The sequence below is a fragment of the Luteolibacter ambystomatis genome (assembly GCF_018137965.1).
Taxonomy (GTDB): domain Bacteria; phylum Verrucomicrobiota; class Verrucomicrobiia; order Verrucomicrobiales; family Akkermansiaceae; genus Luteolibacter; species Luteolibacter ambystomatis.
On sequence record NZ_CP073100.1, the window covers coordinates 3883568 to 3901210 of the forward strand.

Below are 17643 nucleotides of genomic sequence, written 5' to 3' on the forward strand. Positions count from 1 at the left end.
GCGGAGAGATCCCACGGGCTTTCTCCACGACCCCGCTCCACCCGTGCGCAAATTGGAAACTTGCGCTACCTCAACCACTCCGCCGCCTGCTTGGCGAAGTAGGTGAGAATCAGATCCGCGCCGGCACGCTTGATGCCGGTGAGGGATTCCAGCACCACCGCCTTCTCATCCAGCCATCCGGCGGCGCAGGCGCTCTTGATCATGAGGTATTCGCCGCTCACCTGGTAGGCGGCTACGGGGAGTGTCGTACTCCCGCGCAAGGTGGAGATGATGTCGAGGTAGGGACCGGCGGGTTTCACCATCACCATGTCCGCGCCTTCCGCCTCATCGAGCTGGAGTTCGCGGATCGCCTCGCGGGCGTTGCCGGGATCCATCTGGTAGGTCTTCTTGTCGCCATCCTTCGGAGCGGAATCGAGCGCGCCGCGGAAGGGACCATAGTAGGCCGAGGCATACTTGGCGGTGTAGCTGAGGATGGAAACGTGCTCGAAGCCGGAGTCATCGAGCGCCGAGCGGATCGCGGCGACGCGGCCGTCCATCATGTCCGACGGCGAAACGATGTCCGCACCGGCGCGCGCGTGGCAGAGCGCCTGGGCGACGAGGATCTCCACCGTCTCGTCATTGAGAATGTGGATCTCACCAAGACCATCGCGGGCGACCACGCCATCGTGGCCATCCGAGTTGTAAGGATCGAGCGCCACGTCCGTGATGACGCAGAGAGATGGATACGCCTGCTTCAGCGCCTCGATCGCACGTGGGACCAGACCGTCATCGTTGTAGGCTTCCTCGGCGTGCGGAGTCTTGAGGGATTCCTCGATCTTCGGGAACAACACCACGGCATGCACGCCGAGCGCGACCGCCTCGCCAACTTCCTTCACCAGACCCGGCAGCGACCAGCGGGTGACACCGGGCATCGAGCTGATCGGCGTGTCCTCCGCGTCCTCGTGGATGAAGACCGGCAAAATGAAATCCGAAGCGGACAGCGTGGTCTCGCGGACCAGCGAGCGGATCGCCGGTGTGCGGCGGTTGCGGCGGGGACGGATCGGGAAGTTCATGGGATGAAACGGAGTTGAGCCTTCAGACCGGCGTAAGTTCGTAGGAGTCTTTGGCGTCTTTCACCGCCCAGCCGAGTTCGGTGAGCTTGCCACGCAGTTCATCGGACTTCGCCCACTCCTTCGCAAGGCGGGCCTGCCAGCGTTCCTCGGCGAGGGCGCGGATGTCTTCCGGCACTTCGGCGGCGGCTTCCTCTTCGGGAAGCGTGATGCCAAGCGCGCGCAGCACGCGGTTGAACCCGGCGAGCGCCTTGGCCGCCGCTTCGCCTTCCAGCGAAGAAGCCTCGCGCATGCCAGTGAAGAGCCCACCGAGCGCACCCGGCGTGTTGAGATCATGCGAAAGCGAGTCCCACGCCGCTTGGAACGGCCCGAAGTCAACGCTGTCGAAGCGCGCTTCCGCCGGAGCCTTCGCGGCGAGCGCACGCGCGCCCTTCGCCAGTTTCGCCAGCGCCTCGCGGGCGCCGTGCAGCGAATCGAGTGTGAAATTGAGCGGCTTCCGGTAATGCGCGCCGATCAACACGTAGCGCACCTCCATCGCGGTGAAGCCCTTCGCCTCGAGATCGTCGATGGTGTAGAGATTGCCCAGCGACTTCGACATCTTGCCGCCATCCACCAGCAGGTGGGTGATGTGGAACCAATGCTCGGCGAAGTGCCCGCCGCAGGCACACTGGCTCTGCGCGATCTCGTTCTCATGGTGCGGGAAGACGAGGTCCACGCCGCCGGAGTGCAGATCGAAGGTGTCGCCGAGGTATTCCGCGATCATCGCGGAGCACTCGAGGTGCCAGCCGGGGCGACCCTGGCCCCACGGGGATTCCCAGAAGTTCTCACCGTCCTCCGGCTTGCGCGCCTTCCACAGCACGAAGTCGGAGATACTATCCTTCTCGTACTCGTCCGAGTTCGCGCGGGCGTTCTGGGTCTTGCCCAGGTCCAGCTCGCGCTGGTCGAGGCGGGAGAGTTTTCCGTAGGCGGGATAGGAGGCGATGTTGAAATAGACCGAGCCGTCCTCGGACGCATAGGCGTGCCCCTTCTCCACCAGCGTCGCGATCATCGCGATCTGCTGCGGCAGGTGCTCCACGGCACCGGGCTCCACGTGCGGCGGCTGGCAGGCGAGCTTTTCGCAATCGGCGTGGAATTTCTCCGTCCAGAAGGCGGTGAACTCCGTGAGCGACTTCCCGGCCTTCTGCGAATCACGGATCGTCTTGTCGTCCACGTCCGTAATATTCCGGACGTGAAAGGTGCGGACGCCGCTGGTTTCCAGCGTGCGGCGGAAAACGTCCTGCAGCACGAAGGTGCGGAAGTTTCCGATGTGCGCGGGACCGTACACGGTGGGGCCGCAGCAGTAGAACCGGAAGGTGGACCCGTCCAGGGGCTGGAGCTCGCGTTCGCTCCGGCTCAGGGTGTCGAAAAGCCGCATGCGCGGATGCAACGGACTGAAACGCCGATGGGCAAGTCTCAACGGCGGCGGCGCAGCACCAGCAGCAACGATGGCGCCAACAGCAGCAAAGCGGAGGGCTCCGGTACCGGCTGGATCTCCACCATCCGCTTCACCGGCATCTTGCCCGCGTCCACCACCTCGATCGGCATCATCAGCGCACCATCGGGGGCAGTGGTGAACGATACGGGTGAAACCACAGGTCCGGTCGTCAGCGCAGGCCGCCCGTCACGAACCCGACCCCACGCGGCGAAGGCAGGCAAGGCCACCAACGCCACGGCAAGCACGATCGGATGAAACGCCCGGGGAACCATGAACGCCGCCAAAGTATGAAATTTTTAAAAAATATCAATTTATTTTAAATAAATTGCAGGATTGGCGGGCTGGGGATCGAGGCTAGGGTGCCGGAGGTGATCGCGATGATACGGAACGAACGGGTCAGGCAGGTATTGGCAGCAGCGGCCATTCTCGGCGGAGTGCTGGTACTCACTCTGGGCATCCGTGCGGCGAGCTTCCTTCCCGGTGTGACGGGAGAGTTCTTCGGCATGATCACCGGCGTCCTCTCCACGCCGGTCTTCCTGGAGATTTCGTTCTTCCTCATGGGCTTCATGATCGTGCTGGCGCTCAACCACTGGCGCATGAAGAAGGAGGGCGACGAGTTCGTGTATCTCGACCAGATCCAGGAACCGGAAACCACCCATCTTCCCGACCAGGCGAAGTGGGCCATTTATAAAACCAAACCCCTGCCCGGCGAGGAGCCTTCGCTGCTGGTCCAGGCCGAGGGCGCGCTGGAAATCGGCGATCTCCAGGCTGCCGCCGATGCGGTGGCGGCGATGGAGGAAACCGAGCTTCACCTTCCCGAGACTACCGCCCTGCGGATCCGTCTCGCCCGTGCCAGCGGTCGCGAAGACCTCGCCCGCAAGCTGGAAGCCGGGCATTGAAGCGGGATTGCACCGCGCGCGGAATCTGCCATGGAAGTGCGCGAGCGAACATGATTCCCCTGCTGTTCAGTTGCGAGCATGCCACCTGCGCGGTGCCCGAGGCATGGCGCGATCTCTTCCGCGGCCATGAGGAAACCGTGGAGTCTCCTGAAGGTTGGGAACCCGGCGCGCTCAATCTGGCCCAGGGCTTCGCCATCAAGCTGCGCATCCCTCTCGCCCACGGCGATGTCACGCGCCTGCTGATCGATCTGGATGCCGCGGGCGAGGAACGCTGGAGCCGATTCTCCGCCACGCTCACAGACGCCCAGCGGACGAAGCTGATCGAACGTCATGAGACGAAACATCATGATGTCCTGTGCGCACGGGCCACGGAACTGCTGCGGCATGTTCCCGCCGTAGTCCATCTGATGGTCCATACCACGCCCGATGACAGCGGCGCGGTGGTGCTGGAAACCAGCAGCCCGGATACTCCGGCAGCCCGGTGGGCGGACACCTGGGCCCATCTGCTCCGCCAGAATCCGGAGCCGCTCCGTGTCGAAACGCGCACCGCCACACTGCCCGCTCCCACCGCTTCACTGCGCCTGTTCTTCGGCCCGGCGGCCTACTCCGCCCTCGCCCTGCGGGTATCCCAATCCTTCTTCCTGGAAGGCCGGCCCTGGCGCTGGGAAAAGCTGAAGAAACACCTCGCAGACACCCTCGCGGCGACGGCCAAGGAGCTCACTGTTTCCCAAGAATCCCCTTCGTCTCCCCAATACTGAGGCCCCGCTGCTGCTGCCAATCGATGACTGAAGGAGATGTGAAAACGCGCCGGCGCACATCGGTCTCAGCGTCCGAAGGATGGTCGAAAGTCTTTCCGGATGCCTCGCGGGCATCCTTGGTGGCAAAGTCGTTGGTCTTGTAGGCCTCGCCACCGCCCTCACGTGCGGCTTTCGTCCCATCGCGCGCGGCCATCCCGCCAAAACGGGATGACTTCTGGAAACGGCTGCCGTCGGTGTTGCCGGTGTATTCCTTCAGCTCGTAGCTCTTGTTCCCCCACCAGGATTTCTTCTGATACTCGCCGGTCTTGAATTCCTTCTTGGTCCCCGCGAAGTCGCCTTTGAAATAGGGGGAATCCCGGTCCTTCCTGTCGAAGGAGCTGCGGCGATTCCCCACGGCCTTCCAGTTGCCCTCGGAATCCTGTTTGTATCCGCCTCCGCCCGCCATGTCATCCGCCCAGGAGTCGGCGCTCCGGATCCTCGCTCCTTGGTTGGCCCGGCTGGTGACCGCCGGAGACGACGCGCTCTTATCCCCGGCGCAGGAAACGACAAGCGCGGCCACAGCCGGGAGGAGGATTCGCGAAAGCGCTTTCACAGTGCGGCACGTTGCGCCGCCGGCTCCGGCAGCGCAATCGAAAAGGCGGAGCGTTAGAGCGTCACCTGGGCACCCAGTTCCACCACGCGGTTCGGCGGCAGCTTGAAGTAAGCGGAGGCCGGAGTCGCATTGCGGAGCATCGAGGCGAAGATCGCGAGGCGGAAGCGGTGCTTCGAAGTGCAGGCCTTGCCGGTGACGATCGTCTCGCGCCCGAGGAAGAAACTGGTGCGGCCCGGATGATAACCGATTTCCGGCGGCATCCCGTCCTTCAACGCCTGGGGCACATCCGGCTCCTCGGCAAAGCCGAAACGCAGAACCACATTCAGGAAGCCCTGGCCGAGATCCTTGAACTCGAACCGCTCCTCCTTCGCCGCCACCGCCACATCCAGCGTGAGCACGTGCAGCAGGATCAGCCGCTCATGGATCACGCCGTTGTGCTTGAGATTATGCAGTAGCGGCACCGGCACGGCATCGGCCTGGCCGGTCATGAAAATGGCGGTGCCGCGGACGCGCGGGATGGTGCCGCGGGCCACCTGGTCGAGCAGGTCGCCGAGCGGGATGCGCTGGCGGGCGAACTGGATCGCGCTGCGGTTGCGCCCCCACGTCCAGGTCGTCATCAGGAACATCACCGCCGCCGCCACCACCAGCGGCAGCCAGCCGCCATCATGGATCTTCAGCGAATTCGCGGAAAGGAAGGCGACGTCCACTCCTAGGAAAATGCAGGACAGGATCGCGGCCTTGACCGGCGACCACTGCCAGATCTTGCGGGCAGCCACCCAGAACAGCACCGATGTGGCTGTCATGGTCAGGGCGATCGCAATGCCGTAGGCGGCGGCGAGGGCCTCGGAGGACTGGAAGATCACCACCAGCAGCACGCAGGCGATGGCCAGCAGCCAATTCACCATCGGCAGGTAGATCTGACCCTTTTCCGTCACGGAGGTGTGGAAGATGCGCAGGCGTGGCAGGCAGTTGAGCTGGATCGCCTGGGCGGTGAGCGAAAAGGCACCGGAAATGAGCGCTTGGCTGGCAATGATGGTCGCGAGCACGGCGAGGATCACCAGCAGCAGATTCAAGCCCGGGAAGCGTGCGGGATCGATCAGGTGGAAGAACGGCGAGGCGTTCTCTCCGGACATGATCTCCGGGGAGCGCTCAAGCAGGGCGGCCTGGCCGAGGTAGTTCAACACCAGGGCCGGGCAGACGATCGCCCACCAGGCCATGCGGATCGGGCGGCGGCCGAAGTGACCAAGGTCCGCATAGAGCGCCTCGCCCCCGGTGACCGCGAGGAAGACCGCCGCAAGCAGCGGCAGGCCATGACGCCATTCGACCACCAGGAATTTGATCGCAGTGGTGGGCAGGAGCGCCTTGAGCACCATCGGGGTCTGGAGCAGCGAAACCGTGCCGGTGATCGCCAGCACCGCGAACCATGTCAGCACGATCGGGCCGAAGAGTTTGCCAACTTTCGCCGTGCCAAAACGCTGGATCGCGAACAGACCGATGAGGATGATGCTGGCGATCAGCGGAATGAGGTGCTCGCTTTTCGTAATCGCGGGGACCGCTTCCGTGAGCGGCTTCACCGTTTTCAAACCCTCCACGGCGCTGAGAACCGAGATCGCCGGAGTCAGCATCCCGTCCGCATAGATGAGCGCCGCGCCAAAGAGGCCGAGCATGAAGAACCATTTCTGGTTCTTCTCCCCGGGCACCGCATTGCGGATCAGCGCCGCCAGGGCGAGCACTCCGCCTTCACCACGGTTGTCGAGGCGCAGGATCATCCGCAGATACTTGAGGCCCACGATGAACAGCAGCGACCAGACGATCAACGAGGCCGCTCCGATCAGATTGAAGGGATTGACCGGTGCGCCGTGTCCGCTGAGGAAGCATTCCTTGAATGCGTACAGCGGACTCGTGCCGATGTCCCCGAAAACCACTCCCAATGCTCCCAACGCGGCAGCCACCGGCCAGCGCGACGTCGTCCCAGATTCAGCCTGACTCATTCGGCGGTTTGGTTCTTTAAGCGTCCGCTCCGCACAGGGGGCGGACACGCGCCGATGAGCATCCAACCTAACCGGAAAAGCAAGCGAATTTGCACAAGCCTCTACTTATAAAATAGTTGCAATATTGGAAGTGACTTTGAGGCTCCGTGGTGATTCGCGCGGGAGAAATCCTATCCGCGCTCCCAGCATCCACCCGACCCTAACAGCGGATTTCTCTCTTTCTCCGGGAACTATGAGCTTGGGGGGGCTCGACACCCGCCGTTTCCAAGTGCATCCTAGCGCCAGATCCATGACCCGATTGATCGCCACTCTCATCGCGCTGACCACGCTCGGAGCCGCCGCCGCGCCTCCCAAGGTCGCCTTGGTCCGCATCACCGATCTCTATCGGGACCTGCCCTCGACGAAGACGGAAATCTCCGGGTTCGATGCCCAGCGCGAGGACATCATGAAGGACCGCCGCGCCGAGGAGCTGCGCAAGCTGGTCGAGGAACTCAAGTCGCTGCAGGCGGACATCCAGAAGGAGGGCAGCGCCAGCGATCCGGGACGCCAGAAGCTTCTCAAGGACTATGAAACCAAGGTGGCGGCGATGAAGAGCCTCCAGCAGGAATTCGAGAATTTCAAAAACGAGCGCACATTGGAAATCAACCGCGAGATGGTGAAGACGATGCGTGCCTCTTTTGAGCGGATCACCAAGGAGGCACGTGCGGTCGCCGAGAAAAAAGGCTTCGATTGGCTGATCGACAGCTCTGGAAACACAAATACCGGCCTGCCCGTCGTTCTCTACTCGAAGAACGCGCCCGACCTGACCGCAGAGGTGCTCGCCGCCTTGAACACCTCCACCACCGGAACCCCTTCTTCCGAAGCCGCCGCTCCGCAAACGCCGCCAGCGACCCCCACACCCAAACCTGCTGCCAAGCCAGCCCGTTGACACCATGGAAACACTCAAAGCCATCCTTCAGGAACGATTCACCTGGGGCCTGCTGCTGGGCCTGCTGATCGCCGGATTCATCTGGAAGTCCGCCTTCCACGCCAAGCGCAACCTCTCCAAGGAGAACAAGCGCATCGCCGACGAACACCGCGATCTCACCAGCCACCTCAACACCCAGCTCAAGATCAACGCCAGCGGCAACCAGACGCTGCAAACCGAGCTGGAAGACCTGAAGAAGCAGAACGAAACGCTGCGCATCAACCTCGCCGCCCTCCAGCAGAAGCCCGGGCAGGCCGAACTCCGCCAGCTCCAGATCACCGAGACCGCCGTGCGGCTGATGCGCGAGCAGGCGCCCGGATTCGCCCCCGCATGGGAAAAGGCCATGCGCCAGGCGGAGAGCGATCTCGCCTCCGCGGACTCCGGACTCAAAAAGCTCGTCCGCCGCGTGATCCCCGGCCTCGGCAATTCCAGCTCCACCGCCAGCGCGCCGCTTCTCGTCACAGACGAAAAAGCCGATGGTTGATCCAGCCCGCCTGATCGGCCTGCTCGATCTCACCACCCTCGGCTCCACGGATACGGATACGGACGTGCAGGCGCTCGCCGCACGGGCGATCACTCCGGTGCCCGGTCGCCCGGACATCCGCTGTGCGGCGGTGTGCGTATGGCCGAACTTTGCGAGCGTTGCGGCGGAATCGGTGAAGGGAAGCGGCTTGGACATCGCCTGCGTGGCCGGTGCGTTTCCGTTTTCCCAAGCGCCCTTGGCCGTGAAAGTCGCCGAAGTGGCCGCTGCCGTCGCAGCCGGTGCCACCGAGATCGACATCGCCATCCACCGCGGGCTCTTCCTCTCCGGCCGCCACGATGAACTGCGCGCGGAGATCGCCGCGATGAAGGGAGCCTGCGGCTCCGCTCACCTCAAGGTCATCCTGGAAACCTGCGACCTGCCGGATGACACGGCCATCCGCGTCGCGTGCCGGATCGCTCTCGAAGGCGGAGCCGATTTCCTGAAGACCTCGACTGGCAAGGGGAAATACGGAGCCACCCTCGCCCACACCCGCGTCCTTCTCGAAGAAGCCACGGCGTGGACCGCAGCGAGCGGCAAGGCCATCGGCGTGAAACCCGCCGGTGGCATCCGTACACATGCGGAAGCGAGCGCTTACTTCGAGCTCGCTTCGGAGTTCTTCCCCGAAGTCCGTGCGGAGAATTTTCGCATCGGAGCGTCCACGCTACTGGATGATCTGATCGCAGCACTCTGACTGGGAGCATTTCCCGATCAACCCGTCGTCCGCAGACCGGAAGCGATGGCGTTGATCGAAAGCAGCAGGTCCGGCAGCAATGCATCGGCATCATGCTGTTTCCCGGCGGTGAGCAGTTCGCGCCACTTCCGCAACAGCACGATCTGGCGGTGATGCAGGACCTTCAGCGGAGCCTCGCGGATGTCGAGGGTCTTCGCCATGCGCGGACGGCGGTCCGCCATCTCGCCATCGAACAACTCGGCCAGCAGCACGCGGGTGCGTTCGAACTCGGCATCGATGATCTCAAGGAACCGCGTCCGCAGCTTCTCATTCGTCACCAGCGCGGCATACTCGTGCATCAACTTGAGGTTCGCGGAAGCCAGGTTGGTTTCGACGTTGGTGAGAACGTAGGTGAGGAAGGTGGAGTCCGGCAGCGCGGCCTTCAACTCGGCGAAACCGGCCGGGTCTTCCTTCTTGAGCGCTTCCAGACCGGAGCCGACACCGAACCAGCCCGGCAGGTAGTAACGGGCCTGCGTCCATGAAAACACCCATGGAATGGCACGCAGATCGGAGATGGAATGCCCCTGCTTGCCTGTTCGGCGGGCGGGACGGGAGCCGATGCGCGCGTGCTCCAGCGCATCGAGCGGGGTCGCCTGACGATAAAAGGTGATGAAGTCCTCGGCGTGAAGCAGGGCCTGATACGCCTCCTGGCTGGCCTTCGCGAGGCGCGGCATGAAGCGCTCGCACGGGTCCTGTTGCTTCCTGCCGAAGCGGTGGCGGGCGGTGGTCACGGCGGCACCCGCGAGGAGAAGCTCAAGATTGTAGGTGGCATTCGCGAGGTTCGCATACTTCTGCGCGATCGTTTCCCCCTGCTCGGTCATGCGGAAGTGGCCGGACATCGCGCCATGCGGCAGCGAGGCCATGAACCAATGCGTCGGGCCAGCACCGCGGGAGATCGTGCCGCCGCGGCCGTGGAAGAAGCACAGCGGAATGCCGTGCTCCTTGCCGGTCCGCGTCAGGGCTTCCTCCGCTTTGTGGAGCGCCCACTGCGCCGCGAGAATGCCGCAGTCCTTGTTGGAATCGGAATAGCCGAGCATCACCTGCTGCGTGGAGAAGACCTCGCTGGTCCCCATGAGGAACGAACGGCTGCGGCGGGTGAACGGATGCTCCAGGAACGCGGCGAGGATGTCCGGCGAGCGGTCGAGGTCATCCATGGTCTCGAACAACGGCACCACTTCCATCGGGCAGGCGAGCCCCTCGGGAGTCAGCTCCATCAGGCCGGCCTCACGGGCGAGCAGATAGACCCCGAGCAGGTCGGAAAGCTGGCGGGTCATCGAGATGATGAGCGCGCCAAGGCCCGCGCCACCCCATGCCAGACGATGGCGGACGAGCACGCGGTAGCAATCCAGCACGGCGGACGCTTCATGCCCGGCGACGATCCCCTCATGCAGGAACGGGCGTGTCGATTGGAGTTCCTCGTTGAGGAAAACGAGACGTTTTGCCTCCGGCCAGTTCGGATAATTTTCACCATCCGGCACGTGCGCGGCGGTGAGGAGTTGGGCGATCGCCTTGTCGTGGAATTCAGAGTTCTGGCGGACGTCGAGCGTGGCCAGATGGAATCCGAACATGTCAATCTTGTGGCGCAGCGGGCGGATGTACTGGTCTTCCACCAGATGGCAGCCCGCATCCTGAAGCGTGCGCGAGAGCAGATCGAGATCCGCGGTCAGTTGGTCCACGGTGACATAACCCAGCTCGCCCTTCGCCTGAAGGCGCAGGCGCAGTGCGATCAGCGCGGAAAGCTGGCGCCACGGTTCCTCCAAGTGCCGGTCGAAAATTTCCTTCACCGCTTCCTCCGCACCGAAGCCGAGGACGAACGACAACTCATCGATGCGCGCCTGGAGATCATCCGGCGCGGGCGAGAGATGGCGGGAAAGCGTGAGCTGGGTGGAGAGCGCGGAGAACTCGCGGTGCAGCAATTCGAAGGCTGCCTGCCGGAGTTGGATCAAGGCGGTCTCCGTGACCTGCGGTGTCACCAGCGGATGGCCGTCGCGGTCGCCGCCGATCCAGGTGCCGAACGAAAGCCGTGGGATGTTTCCGGCGGCGTTGAGCGCATCCATCGGATAGCCGGCATCGCGCCAAGCCTCGGTGAAGTGCAGGTCGAGGCGGTTCACCGCATCCGGGAAGAGGTCGCGGAGATAGTGGATGGAATTCCGCAGTTCGCTGATGATATCCGGACGGACGAGGTGGATCTCCGCGGTGCGCCACAGCGTTTCGAGGGTCGTCACCATGTGCTGGCGCAGGCGGCGGCGTTCGCGCTCCGTGTATTTCGGATACTCGTTGCGGACGAGATCGTCATAGAGCGCGCGGTGGCGTTCGCGGATGCTGGCGCGTTTCGCCTCGGTCGGGTGAGCGGTCAGCACCGGCTCCACCTCCACGTCGCGCAGCACATCGAGGATTTCATTCGGACCCAGGCCCAGGTCCCGCAGATCGCGAAGCGCCTGCGGCCACAGTCCGCGGATCGACTCGGCCCCGAGCACATTCTCGCGCTCGCGGCGGATCGCAGCGGCCACGCGTTCCTCGACCATGTTCAGGAGCTGGAAGCCGATCGAATAAAGCTGCGGGATGCCCGCGGGCGGATTGGCATCATCCGGCACCGTGCCCGACCACGGCAGGTAGGGCAGAAGGGCGGTCTCGCCGGTCGATTCGAGCGCCTCGCCGAGGCAGCCGATCAAAAAGGACAGCGTCTCGTCGATCAGGTCGAAACCTTCAAGTCGGAGTTGTTCGCGGGTGGGGGTCAAGGTGGCCGTTCCGGTCATGCGCGCGGCCACTCAAGCACGAAGCGGGCCGAATGGGAAAGCGAAGCCTTGGAGATTCCGGAAACCGGCCGTCCCCGGAGCCTCCGGATCGTCATAAACGATGCGGCGTCAAACGCTTCCGCCCCGCCCGGCAGACCACCTTCCGGGAACCTTGCCGCTTGACGCCGGGCCGCGAGGGGGTTTCCTTCCCGCGCGCCATGCTCCGCCAGTTCCTCAAGTCCAAGATCCACCGCGCCATGATCACCCACGGCGACGTGGACTATGAAGGCAGCATCGAGATCCCGACGGACCTCATGGAAGCCGCAGGCCTTTGGGAGGGCGAAAAGGTGCTGGTGGCCTCGATCACCACCGGCAACCGCCTCCAGACCTACGTCCAACCCGGCCCTCCAGGACTTGGCCACATCATCATCAATGGCGGCGCCGCCCACCGGATCAAGGTCGGCGAGCGCGTGGCCATCATGGCCTTCTGCCTGTCCGAAACCCAGGTGATCGCCAAGAAACTGGTCCTTTCCGAAACCAACGAAATCCTCCGCCAGGGCCGCTGAGCCCTCGGAAATCCCCTGTTTTTTCGCCACAACTCCCCGCTTTACAAGGTGGGGACCGCCTCCCATAGTCCCGCGCCCATGATTCTCGCTGACATTCCTTGGCTCAACCTCAGCATCAACCTGCTGTTGGTCATCTTCTTCTTCGTCTGCGTGATGATGGTGCTGCTGATCCTGATGCAGCGTCCGAAGCAGGAAGGTCTGGGCGCCACTTTCGGCACCAACGTGACCGATCAGGTCTTCGGCGCACGTACCACCAATGTTCTCCAGCGCGGCACCGTTTATCTGGCCACCGCTTTCTTCATTCTCGCTCTGACGCTCGCGATCCTCATCGGTCACCGCAATGCCAAGAACACGCTGATCGACAAGAACGCCAAGGAAGCCCCGGCCCCGGTTGCCGAGGCTCCAGCCGCGCCTGTCGCTCCGGTGGTCCCCGCTCCGACCGAGGCTCCGGCTCCCACAACCGCCGTGGCTCCTCCGGTCGAAGCGCCGAAAACGGGTGACGCGCCGAAGAGCGAGGAAGCTCCGAAGACCGAGACTCCGGCCCAACCGGCCGCTCCGGCTGACGCCCCCGCCAAGCCTGCCGAACCTGCGGCTCCGGCAAACGGCGGAGAAAAACCCGCCGACCAGTAACGCTTTCCCGGCGTGACCGACACGCCCGAGATCCCCGATGACGCCCCGGTGTGGGCGCGCGTGGATGCATTCTCCGAAGCCCCGGATGGCTGGGGCTGGACGGATCGCAAGGGCGGCCGGCACCCGGTGGGATCGCTGGAAGAACTCGCCATCTCCATCCGCGAAGATCGTTCCTCGGCAATCGATCTGGTCTGGACTCCGGCAAGCCCGCGGATGGTCGTGCCGGAAGAGGTGCCGGAATTGTTCCATGCCTTGTTCGCCGCGCGCCGCCGCTGGGCCGCCGCTGATCTGGAACACTCGCTCGGCCAGCTCAAGATCTTCGGGGCGGGCGTGGTGGTGACCGTCGCCATGGCGATCTGGAAGGACCAGCCGCTGCTGAAGTCCGCCAACATCGGCATGGCGCTCGTGCTGTTCGTCATGTTCGCGCTGATTCCTTGGTACCAGGCATGGAAGCGCGGGCGCGAACTCCACCACTGGTCCCCGGGAGGAATGGTCGCAGCGATCCCACCGCTGCGCTTTGAGACGTGGCTGGATCTCCAGCGCGCGCCATTCACCAAGTGCCTGCTGGTGTTGATGACCCTCACCGGTCTCGCACAAGTTTTCAGCCTTGGCTCCATCGACTCCGCCGGACTGGTGAAAAGCGCCTACTTCCAAGGCCAGACCTGGCGGCTCTTCACCGCCCCGTTCCTGCACGGCAATCCAGTCCACTGGTTCCTCAATATGGCCGCTCTGCTCTATCTCGGCAGACGCGTCGAAGTCTTCGCCCGCTGGCCGCATCTGGTGATGGTGTTTCTCTTCACCGCTTGGGTCGGAAGTGAGGCCTCGGCCCGCTTTTTCGAATCCACCTCGGTGGGAGCGTCCGGTGGTCTGATGGGCCTGCTGGGTTTCCTGCTGGTTTTCGAAACCCTGCATACGCGCCTGGTTCCGCGCTCCTCAAGGCGGCGCCTGCTGGCGGGCGTGGTGCTCACCGGAGTCATCGGCCTGATCGGCTACCGCTTCATCGACAATGCCGCGCACGTCGGCGGGCTCATCGCAGGCTTGGTCTATGCGGCGATCGTGTTCCCGAAATCCTCCTCGCCGCACCGCCCGCAAAGCACGCTCACGGATCGGATCGTCGGCACGCTTGCGTTGGCCGCCACCGTCGGCTCCGCCGCCTTGACCGTCTGGAAAGTGCTGGGTCCGAGGAGTTGAGGCTTTAGCCGAGGAGGGCCTTTCCCAGGGGGCGGAGTCTGGTGAATGCTTTCACTATTCCGCTTTCCACTTGATAACTCCCACAAGCCTCCGGCTCCCTCTCAAGGCCCTCCTCGGCTAAAGCCTCAACTCCGCTTCATTTCCATGCTTCCCGACCTCATCACCCCCGTCCCCGGCCCTCGTTCGCAGCAGCTCGCCGCGCGGCTCGGCGAGGTCGAGTGCCGGAACACCACCTTCCGCTCACCGGAGTGGCCGGTGTTTTGGGAACGCGCGGAGGGCGTGAACGTGTGGGACGCGGATGGCAACCGCTACCTAGAGCTCACCAGCGCCTTCGGCGTGGCGACGCTCGGCCATGGCTTCACCGCGGAAGCCGTCCGCCACCAGTCCCGCGATCTCCTGCACGCGATGGGCGATGTCCATCCGGCCCGCCTCAAGGTGGAACTGTGCGAACGCCTGAGCGCGATCACTTTCGAAAGCTGGACCGGCGGCAAAGGCAAAACCCTTCTGGGCAACTCCGGCTTTGAAGCCGTGGAGGCGGCATTGAAAACCGCCGCGCTTGCCACCAGACGCACGGGCATCCTCGCTTTCGAAGGTGCCTATCATGGACTCGGCTACGGGGCTTTGCTCGGCGCGGGCATCCCGTGGTTCCGCGAGCCATTCGACAACCAGCTCGCCCGCATCACCACCCTCCTCCCCTTCCCGGCGGATGAAACGGGGCTCGATGCCTTCCGGTCCGCGCTCGCAAACGTGGATGGCCACGATATCGGCGCGGTACTGGTCGAGCCGATCCAAGGCCGCGGCGGCATCATCATCCCGCCTCCATCGTTCCTGCGCGAACTCCGCGAATGGTGCGATCAAACCGGCGCATTGTTGATTTTCGACGAGATTTTCACCGGCCTGAACCGCACCGGAAAACGCTTCGCCTGCGAGTGGGACGGCGTGGTGCCCGATCTGGTCTGCCTGGGCAAGGCGCTCAGCGGCGGCTTCCCGATCTCCGCCTGTGTCGGCAAAGCCGCAGTAATGGATGCCTGGCCGGAAACCCATGGCGAGGCGCTCCATACCAGCACCTTCCTGGGCAATCCGCTCGGCTGCGCAATGGCCATCGCCGCACTCGATGAACACCTGAAGCCCGCCACGACCGCAGCCGCAGCGGATCAAGGAACCGCGCTACACACGGCTCTCATGACTCTCTCCGGAGAACCCTTCGTCACCGCCGTCCGAGGCCGGGGATTGCTCCAAGCCATCGAACTCCACCACCCGGACGGTCGCCCGGCAGGCGATGTAGCCATCGGGATCGTGCAGGAATTGCTCCAGCAAGGCGTGCTGCTGCTGCCGGAAGGACCCACCGGCCACGTACTGGCATTCAGTCCCCCGCTGGGTCTGGATGCCGGGGAAATTGGATTCGCCGTCGAATGGCTCCGCCAATCCCTGCGGCGGAAAAATAAGTGACACAGGTGTCCGGTAACGCTTTCCAAGGACAGGTTCTTTTGTCGTCCGTCTCAGTTTCATCCAGTCCTTTCCTCCGTATGAAAACCCAGGCCTCCCTCGCGCTGGCTTTTGCCTTGCTCGCGATTCCCATCCACGCCGAACCGGCCGCACCTCCAGCCATCGATGGCACGCTCACGGACGGCACCCTTTTCGCCAAACCGATCAAGGACCTGATGCCGTCCACCGGCGGCTTCGCATGGCTGAGCGACAAGAAGGACGGCCTTCGCGCAAACGCCAACCGCTGGACTCTCTTTGGAGAAAAGACCGGTGAAATCGTCATCCGCGGCGATGACACGAAGACCACCTCCGTCAGCGTATCCCTCTACAATCGCGGCGATGACGGGGAAATTTCCGTGAAGGATCTGGAGGGGCGTTTCGAGGATTGGAAGAAACGCATCAGCACCGGCCTCGGCAATCCGGGTGAGGTCTATGCCCAGCGCAGCGCGGTGAACCTCAAAGGCTGGATGTGGAAAAAAGACAAGTCCGCGTGGCTTCTGGAATCCTCGGTCAGCCGCGGTGATGGCGCGCCGCAGGCCGAATTCCTGCGGCTCCGGCTGGCCTCGCTCGACACCGCCAGTGCCAAGGCGCAGGTGGTGAAGCGCGCCAGCCTCACCGACCACATCGTGAAGAAGGACACCGGCGATGTGTATATCGACGGCGTGCCGATGGTGGACCAAGGCCAGAAAGGCTACTGCGCCGTCGCCACCGCCGAGCGCGTGGCCCGCTACTACGGTCTCGAAGTGGACCAGCATGAGATGGCGCAAGTGGCAAAGACCGGCGAGAACGGCACCAGCATGGCCGAGATGGAGGAAGCCCTGAAGCGGATCACCGGCCGCCTCCACATCAGCACCACCAAGCGTTTCGACTACGACGCGAAACAATACGAGGAAGACGTGCGGGACTACAATATCGCGGCAAAGCGCGAAGGGGCCGCCAAGTTCGAACCCAATCCGAACGTGCTCGACGTCTCCTCCCTTCAGCAGAATGTGAAGCCGGAGGTGTTCCTGGCCGCGAAGGTGAAGCAATCCGGCTACAAGCGCTTCCTCGCCCGCATCCAGGAAGCCGTGGACAAGGGCATCCCGGTGAGCTGGTCGCTCCAGCTCGGCATGTTCAAGGAAGCGGGCCTGCCCCAGACCCACGGCGGCCACATGCGCCTCATCATCGGCTACAACACCAAGACCCAGGAAATCATCTACTCGGACTCCTGGGGCGCCGGCCACGAAATGAAGCGCATGCCCGCGGGTCAAGCATGGTGCATGACGATGGCTCTCTACACGATGGCCCCCACCTGGTGAAGCTCGACCGTCTCCTCGCCAAGCACCAGTCGATGGGCCGCAACGAAGCGCGCCGCCGGATCATCGGCGGCCGTGTCCGTGTGGATGGAGAGACGGTCACGAGCCACGACCGGGAGATCGACCGCTTCACCCGCGTGGACATGGATGGTGAAGTCGTCCGGGAGCCGGAGCGGTTGCTGCGCATCCTGCTGCACAAGCCAGTCGGCGTGGTCAGCGCCACCGTGGATGCGGAGCACACGACCGTGATCGACCTCATCGATGACCCGGACAAGCACACGCTGCACATCGCCGGGCGGCTGGATCGAAATACGTCAGGTCTCGTACTTCTGACCAATGACGGCCGCTGGTCGAAGCGGCTGATGAACCCCGAACACAAGGTGGACAAGGTGTATCTTGTCGAAACCCGCGATCCGATTCCCGATGATGCCGTGGAAGCCTTCGCGCGCGGCTTCTATTTCCACACCGAGGATCTCACCACCCTGCCCGCGGAGCTGGAGATTCTCGGCGAACGGAGCGCCCGCCTCACCCTGCACGAAGGCCGCTACCATCAAGTAAAGCGCATGTTCCACCGCATCGGCAACCGGGTGACCGCGCTGCACCGCGTGAGTATCGGGGACATCCGCCTGCCGGAGAATCTCAAACCGGGGGAGTGGCGGTTTTTGAAATAACTCTCCCGTTCACTGTAGCTGAAAGCTCTGCTTTCAGAATGTAGGGGGAAGCTCCAGCTTTCCCTCTTCGGGGGAGGGGCTCGTTCC

Annotated in this window: 17 protein-coding genes; 11 read left to right on the forward strand and 6 right to left on the reverse strand. The window is 63.7% G+C overall.

What is annotated here, in order from left to right; genetic code table 11:
- Positions 1–65: 65 nt before the first annotated feature.
- The 3 genes from hemB to KBB96_RS14880 are packed head-to-tail and all read right to left on the reverse strand — an operon-like array spanning position 66 to position 2795.
- A complete protein-coding gene (hemB, locus tag KBB96_RS14870) occupies positions 66–1052 on the reverse strand; it encodes a porphobilinogen synthase (protein WP_211630235.1) in 987 nt (328 codons plus the stop codon).
- 22 nt (positions 1053–1074) lie between these two features.
- Positions 1075–2463, reverse strand: coding sequence for a cysteine--tRNA ligase (gene cysS / locus KBB96_RS14875; protein WP_211630236.1), 1389 nt, complete (start codon positions 2461–2463; stop codon positions 1075–1077).
- Between the two features lie 38 nt (positions 2464–2501).
- Positions 2502–2795, reverse strand: coding sequence for a hypothetical protein (locus tag KBB96_RS14880; RefSeq protein WP_211630237.1), 294 nt, complete (start codon positions 2793–2795; stop codon positions 2502–2504).
- Positions 2796–2900: 105 nt separating this feature from the next.
- Between KBB96_RS14880 and KBB96_RS14885 the strand changes: the two genes are divergently transcribed.
- Positions 2901–3422, forward strand: a complete 522-nt coding sequence (locus KBB96_RS14885) for a hypothetical protein (protein WP_211630238.1) — start codon at positions 2901–2903, stop codon at positions 3420–3422.
- Between the two features lie 50 nt (positions 3423–3472).
- A complete protein-coding gene (locus KBB96_RS14890) occupies positions 3473–4180 on the forward strand; it encodes a hypothetical protein (RefSeq protein ID WP_211630239.1) in 708 nt (235 codons plus the stop codon).
- Here KBB96_RS14890 and KBB96_RS14895 read toward each other — a convergent pair.
- Together KBB96_RS14895 and KBB96_RS14900 are read right to left on the reverse strand one after the other, a co-directional pair.
- Entirely contained in the window at positions 4140–4739 is a 600-nt protein-coding gene (locus tag KBB96_RS14895; protein WP_211630240.1) for a hypothetical protein, read from the reverse strand. The genes KBB96_RS14890 and KBB96_RS14895 overlap by 41 nt on opposite strands.
- A gap of 86 nt (positions 4740–4825) precedes the next feature.
- A complete protein-coding gene (locus KBB96_RS14900) occupies positions 4826–6763 on the reverse strand; it encodes a potassium transporter Kup (RefSeq protein WP_211630241.1) in 1938 nt (645 codons plus the stop codon).
- A 289-nt stretch (positions 6764–7052) separates the two neighbouring features.
- Between KBB96_RS14900 and KBB96_RS14905 the strand changes: the two genes are divergently transcribed.
- Genes KBB96_RS14905 through deoC form a run of 3 tightly spaced genes read left to right on the forward strand, consistent with a single transcriptional unit; the run spans position 7053 to position 8944 of the window.
- Positions 7053–7691: an OmpH/Skp family outer membrane protein gene (locus KBB96_RS14905; RefSeq protein WP_211630242.1), complete on the forward strand. Its 639-nt coding sequence runs from the start codon at positions 7053–7055 to the stop codon at positions 7689–7691.
- A 4-nt stretch (positions 7692–7695) separates the two neighbouring features.
- Positions 7696–8214, forward strand: coding sequence for a hypothetical protein (locus KBB96_RS14910; protein ID WP_211630243.1), 519 nt, complete (start codon positions 7696–7698; stop codon positions 8212–8214).
- Positions 8207–8944 (forward strand): deoxyribose-phosphate aldolase, encoded by a 738-nt coding sequence (gene deoC / locus KBB96_RS14915; protein ID WP_211630244.1) that lies wholly within the window; start codon positions 8207–8209, stop codon positions 8942–8944. Before KBB96_RS14910 ends, deoC begins: the two co-directional genes overlap by 8 nt.
- Before the next feature lie 17 nt (positions 8945–8961).
- Here the strand turns inward: deoC and KBB96_RS14920 are convergent, their stop codons facing one another.
- Positions 8962–11739: a phosphoenolpyruvate carboxylase gene (locus KBB96_RS14920; RefSeq protein WP_211630245.1), complete on the reverse strand. Its 2778-nt coding sequence runs from the start codon at positions 11737–11739 to the stop codon at positions 8962–8964.
- A 197-nt stretch (positions 11740–11936) separates the two neighbouring features.
- On the opposite strand from KBB96_RS14920, the gene KBB96_RS14925 reads away from it, so the two are divergent.
- The 6 genes from KBB96_RS14925 to KBB96_RS14950 all read left to right on the forward strand — a co-directional run bounded on the left by KBB96_RS14925 (position 11937) and on the right by KBB96_RS14950 (position 17556).
- A complete protein-coding gene (locus tag KBB96_RS14925; RefSeq protein WP_211630246.1) occupies positions 11937–12284 on the forward strand; it encodes an aspartate 1-decarboxylase in 348 nt (115 codons plus the stop codon).
- 78 nt (positions 12285–12362) lie between these two features.
- Positions 12363–12914, forward strand: coding sequence for a preprotein translocase subunit SecG (gene secG, locus KBB96_RS14930; protein WP_211630247.1), 552 nt, complete (start codon positions 12363–12365; stop codon positions 12912–12914).
- A 12-nt stretch (positions 12915–12926) separates the two neighbouring features.
- On the forward strand, positions 12927–14105 hold the full coding sequence (locus KBB96_RS14935) for a rhomboid family intramembrane serine protease (RefSeq protein WP_211630249.1): 1179 nt from the start codon (positions 12927–12929) through the stop codon (positions 14103–14105).
- 144 nt (positions 14106–14249) lie between these two features.
- The gene (locus KBB96_RS14940) at positions 14250–15554 is read left to right on the forward strand and encodes an aspartate aminotransferase family protein (protein ID WP_211630250.1); all 1305 of its coding nucleotides are present in this window, start codon (positions 14250–14252) and stop codon (positions 15552–15554) included.
- 77 nt (positions 15555–15631) lie between these two features.
- Positions 15632–16888 (forward strand): C39 family peptidase, encoded by a 1257-nt coding sequence (locus KBB96_RS14945; RefSeq protein WP_211630252.1) that lies wholly within the window; start codon positions 15632–15634, stop codon positions 16886–16888.
- On the forward strand, positions 16885–17556 hold the full coding sequence (locus tag KBB96_RS14950; RefSeq protein ID WP_211630254.1) for a 16S rRNA pseudouridine(516) synthase: 672 nt from the start codon (positions 16885–16887) through the stop codon (positions 17554–17556). The genes KBB96_RS14945 and KBB96_RS14950 overlap by 4 nt, the downstream gene beginning before the upstream one ends.
- Positions 17557–17643: the final 87 nt, after the last annotated feature.

Coding starts and splice junctions, on each gene's coding strand:
- deoC (WP_211630244.1), top strand. CDS start 8,207: ATGGTTGATCCAGCCCGCCTGATCGGCCTGCTCGATCTCACCACCCTC.
- KBB96_RS14890 (WP_211630239.1), top strand. CDS start 3,473: ATGATTCCCCTGCTGTTCAGTTGCGAGCATGCCACCTGCGCGGTGCCC.
- KBB96_RS14945 (WP_211630252.1), top strand. CDS start 15,632: ATGAAAACCCAGGCCTCCCTCGCGCTGGCTTTTGCCTTGCTCGCGATT.
- KBB96_RS14925 (WP_211630246.1), top strand. CDS start 11,937: ATGCTCCGCCAGTTCCTCAAGTCCAAGATCCACCGCGCCATGATCACC.
- secG (WP_211630247.1), top strand. CDS start 12,363: ATGATTCTCGCTGACATTCCTTGGCTCAACCTCAGCATCAACCTGCTG.
- KBB96_RS14885 (WP_211630238.1), top strand. CDS start 2,901: ATGATACGGAACGAACGGGTCAGGCAGGTATTGGCAGCAGCGGCCATT.
- KBB96_RS14920 (WP_211630245.1), bottom strand. CDS start 11,739: ATGACCGGAACGGCCACCTTGACCCCCACCCGCGAACAACTCCGACTT.
- KBB96_RS14900 (WP_211630241.1), bottom strand. CDS start 6,763: ATGAGTCAGGCTGAATCTGGGACGACGTCGCGCTGGCCGGTGGCTGCC.
- KBB96_RS14905 (WP_211630242.1), top strand. CDS start 7,053: ATGACCCGATTGATCGCCACTCTCATCGCGCTGACCACGCTCGGAGCC.
- hemB (WP_211630235.1), bottom strand. CDS start 1,052: ATGAACTTCCCGATCCGTCCCCGCCGCAACCGCCGCACACCGGCGATC.
- KBB96_RS14910 (WP_211630243.1), top strand. CDS start 7,696: ATGGAAACACTCAAAGCCATCCTTCAGGAACGATTCACCTGGGGCCTG.
- KBB96_RS14880 (WP_211630237.1), bottom strand. CDS start 2,795: ATGGTTCCCCGGGCGTTTCATCCGATCGTGCTTGCCGTGGCGTTGGTG.
- KBB96_RS14940 (WP_211630250.1), top strand. CDS start 14,250: ATGCTTCCCGACCTCATCACCCCCGTCCCCGGCCCTCGTTCGCAGCAG.
- cysS (WP_211630236.1), bottom strand. CDS start 2,463: ATGCGGCTTTTCGACACCCTGAGCCGGAGCGAACGCGAGCTCCAGCCC.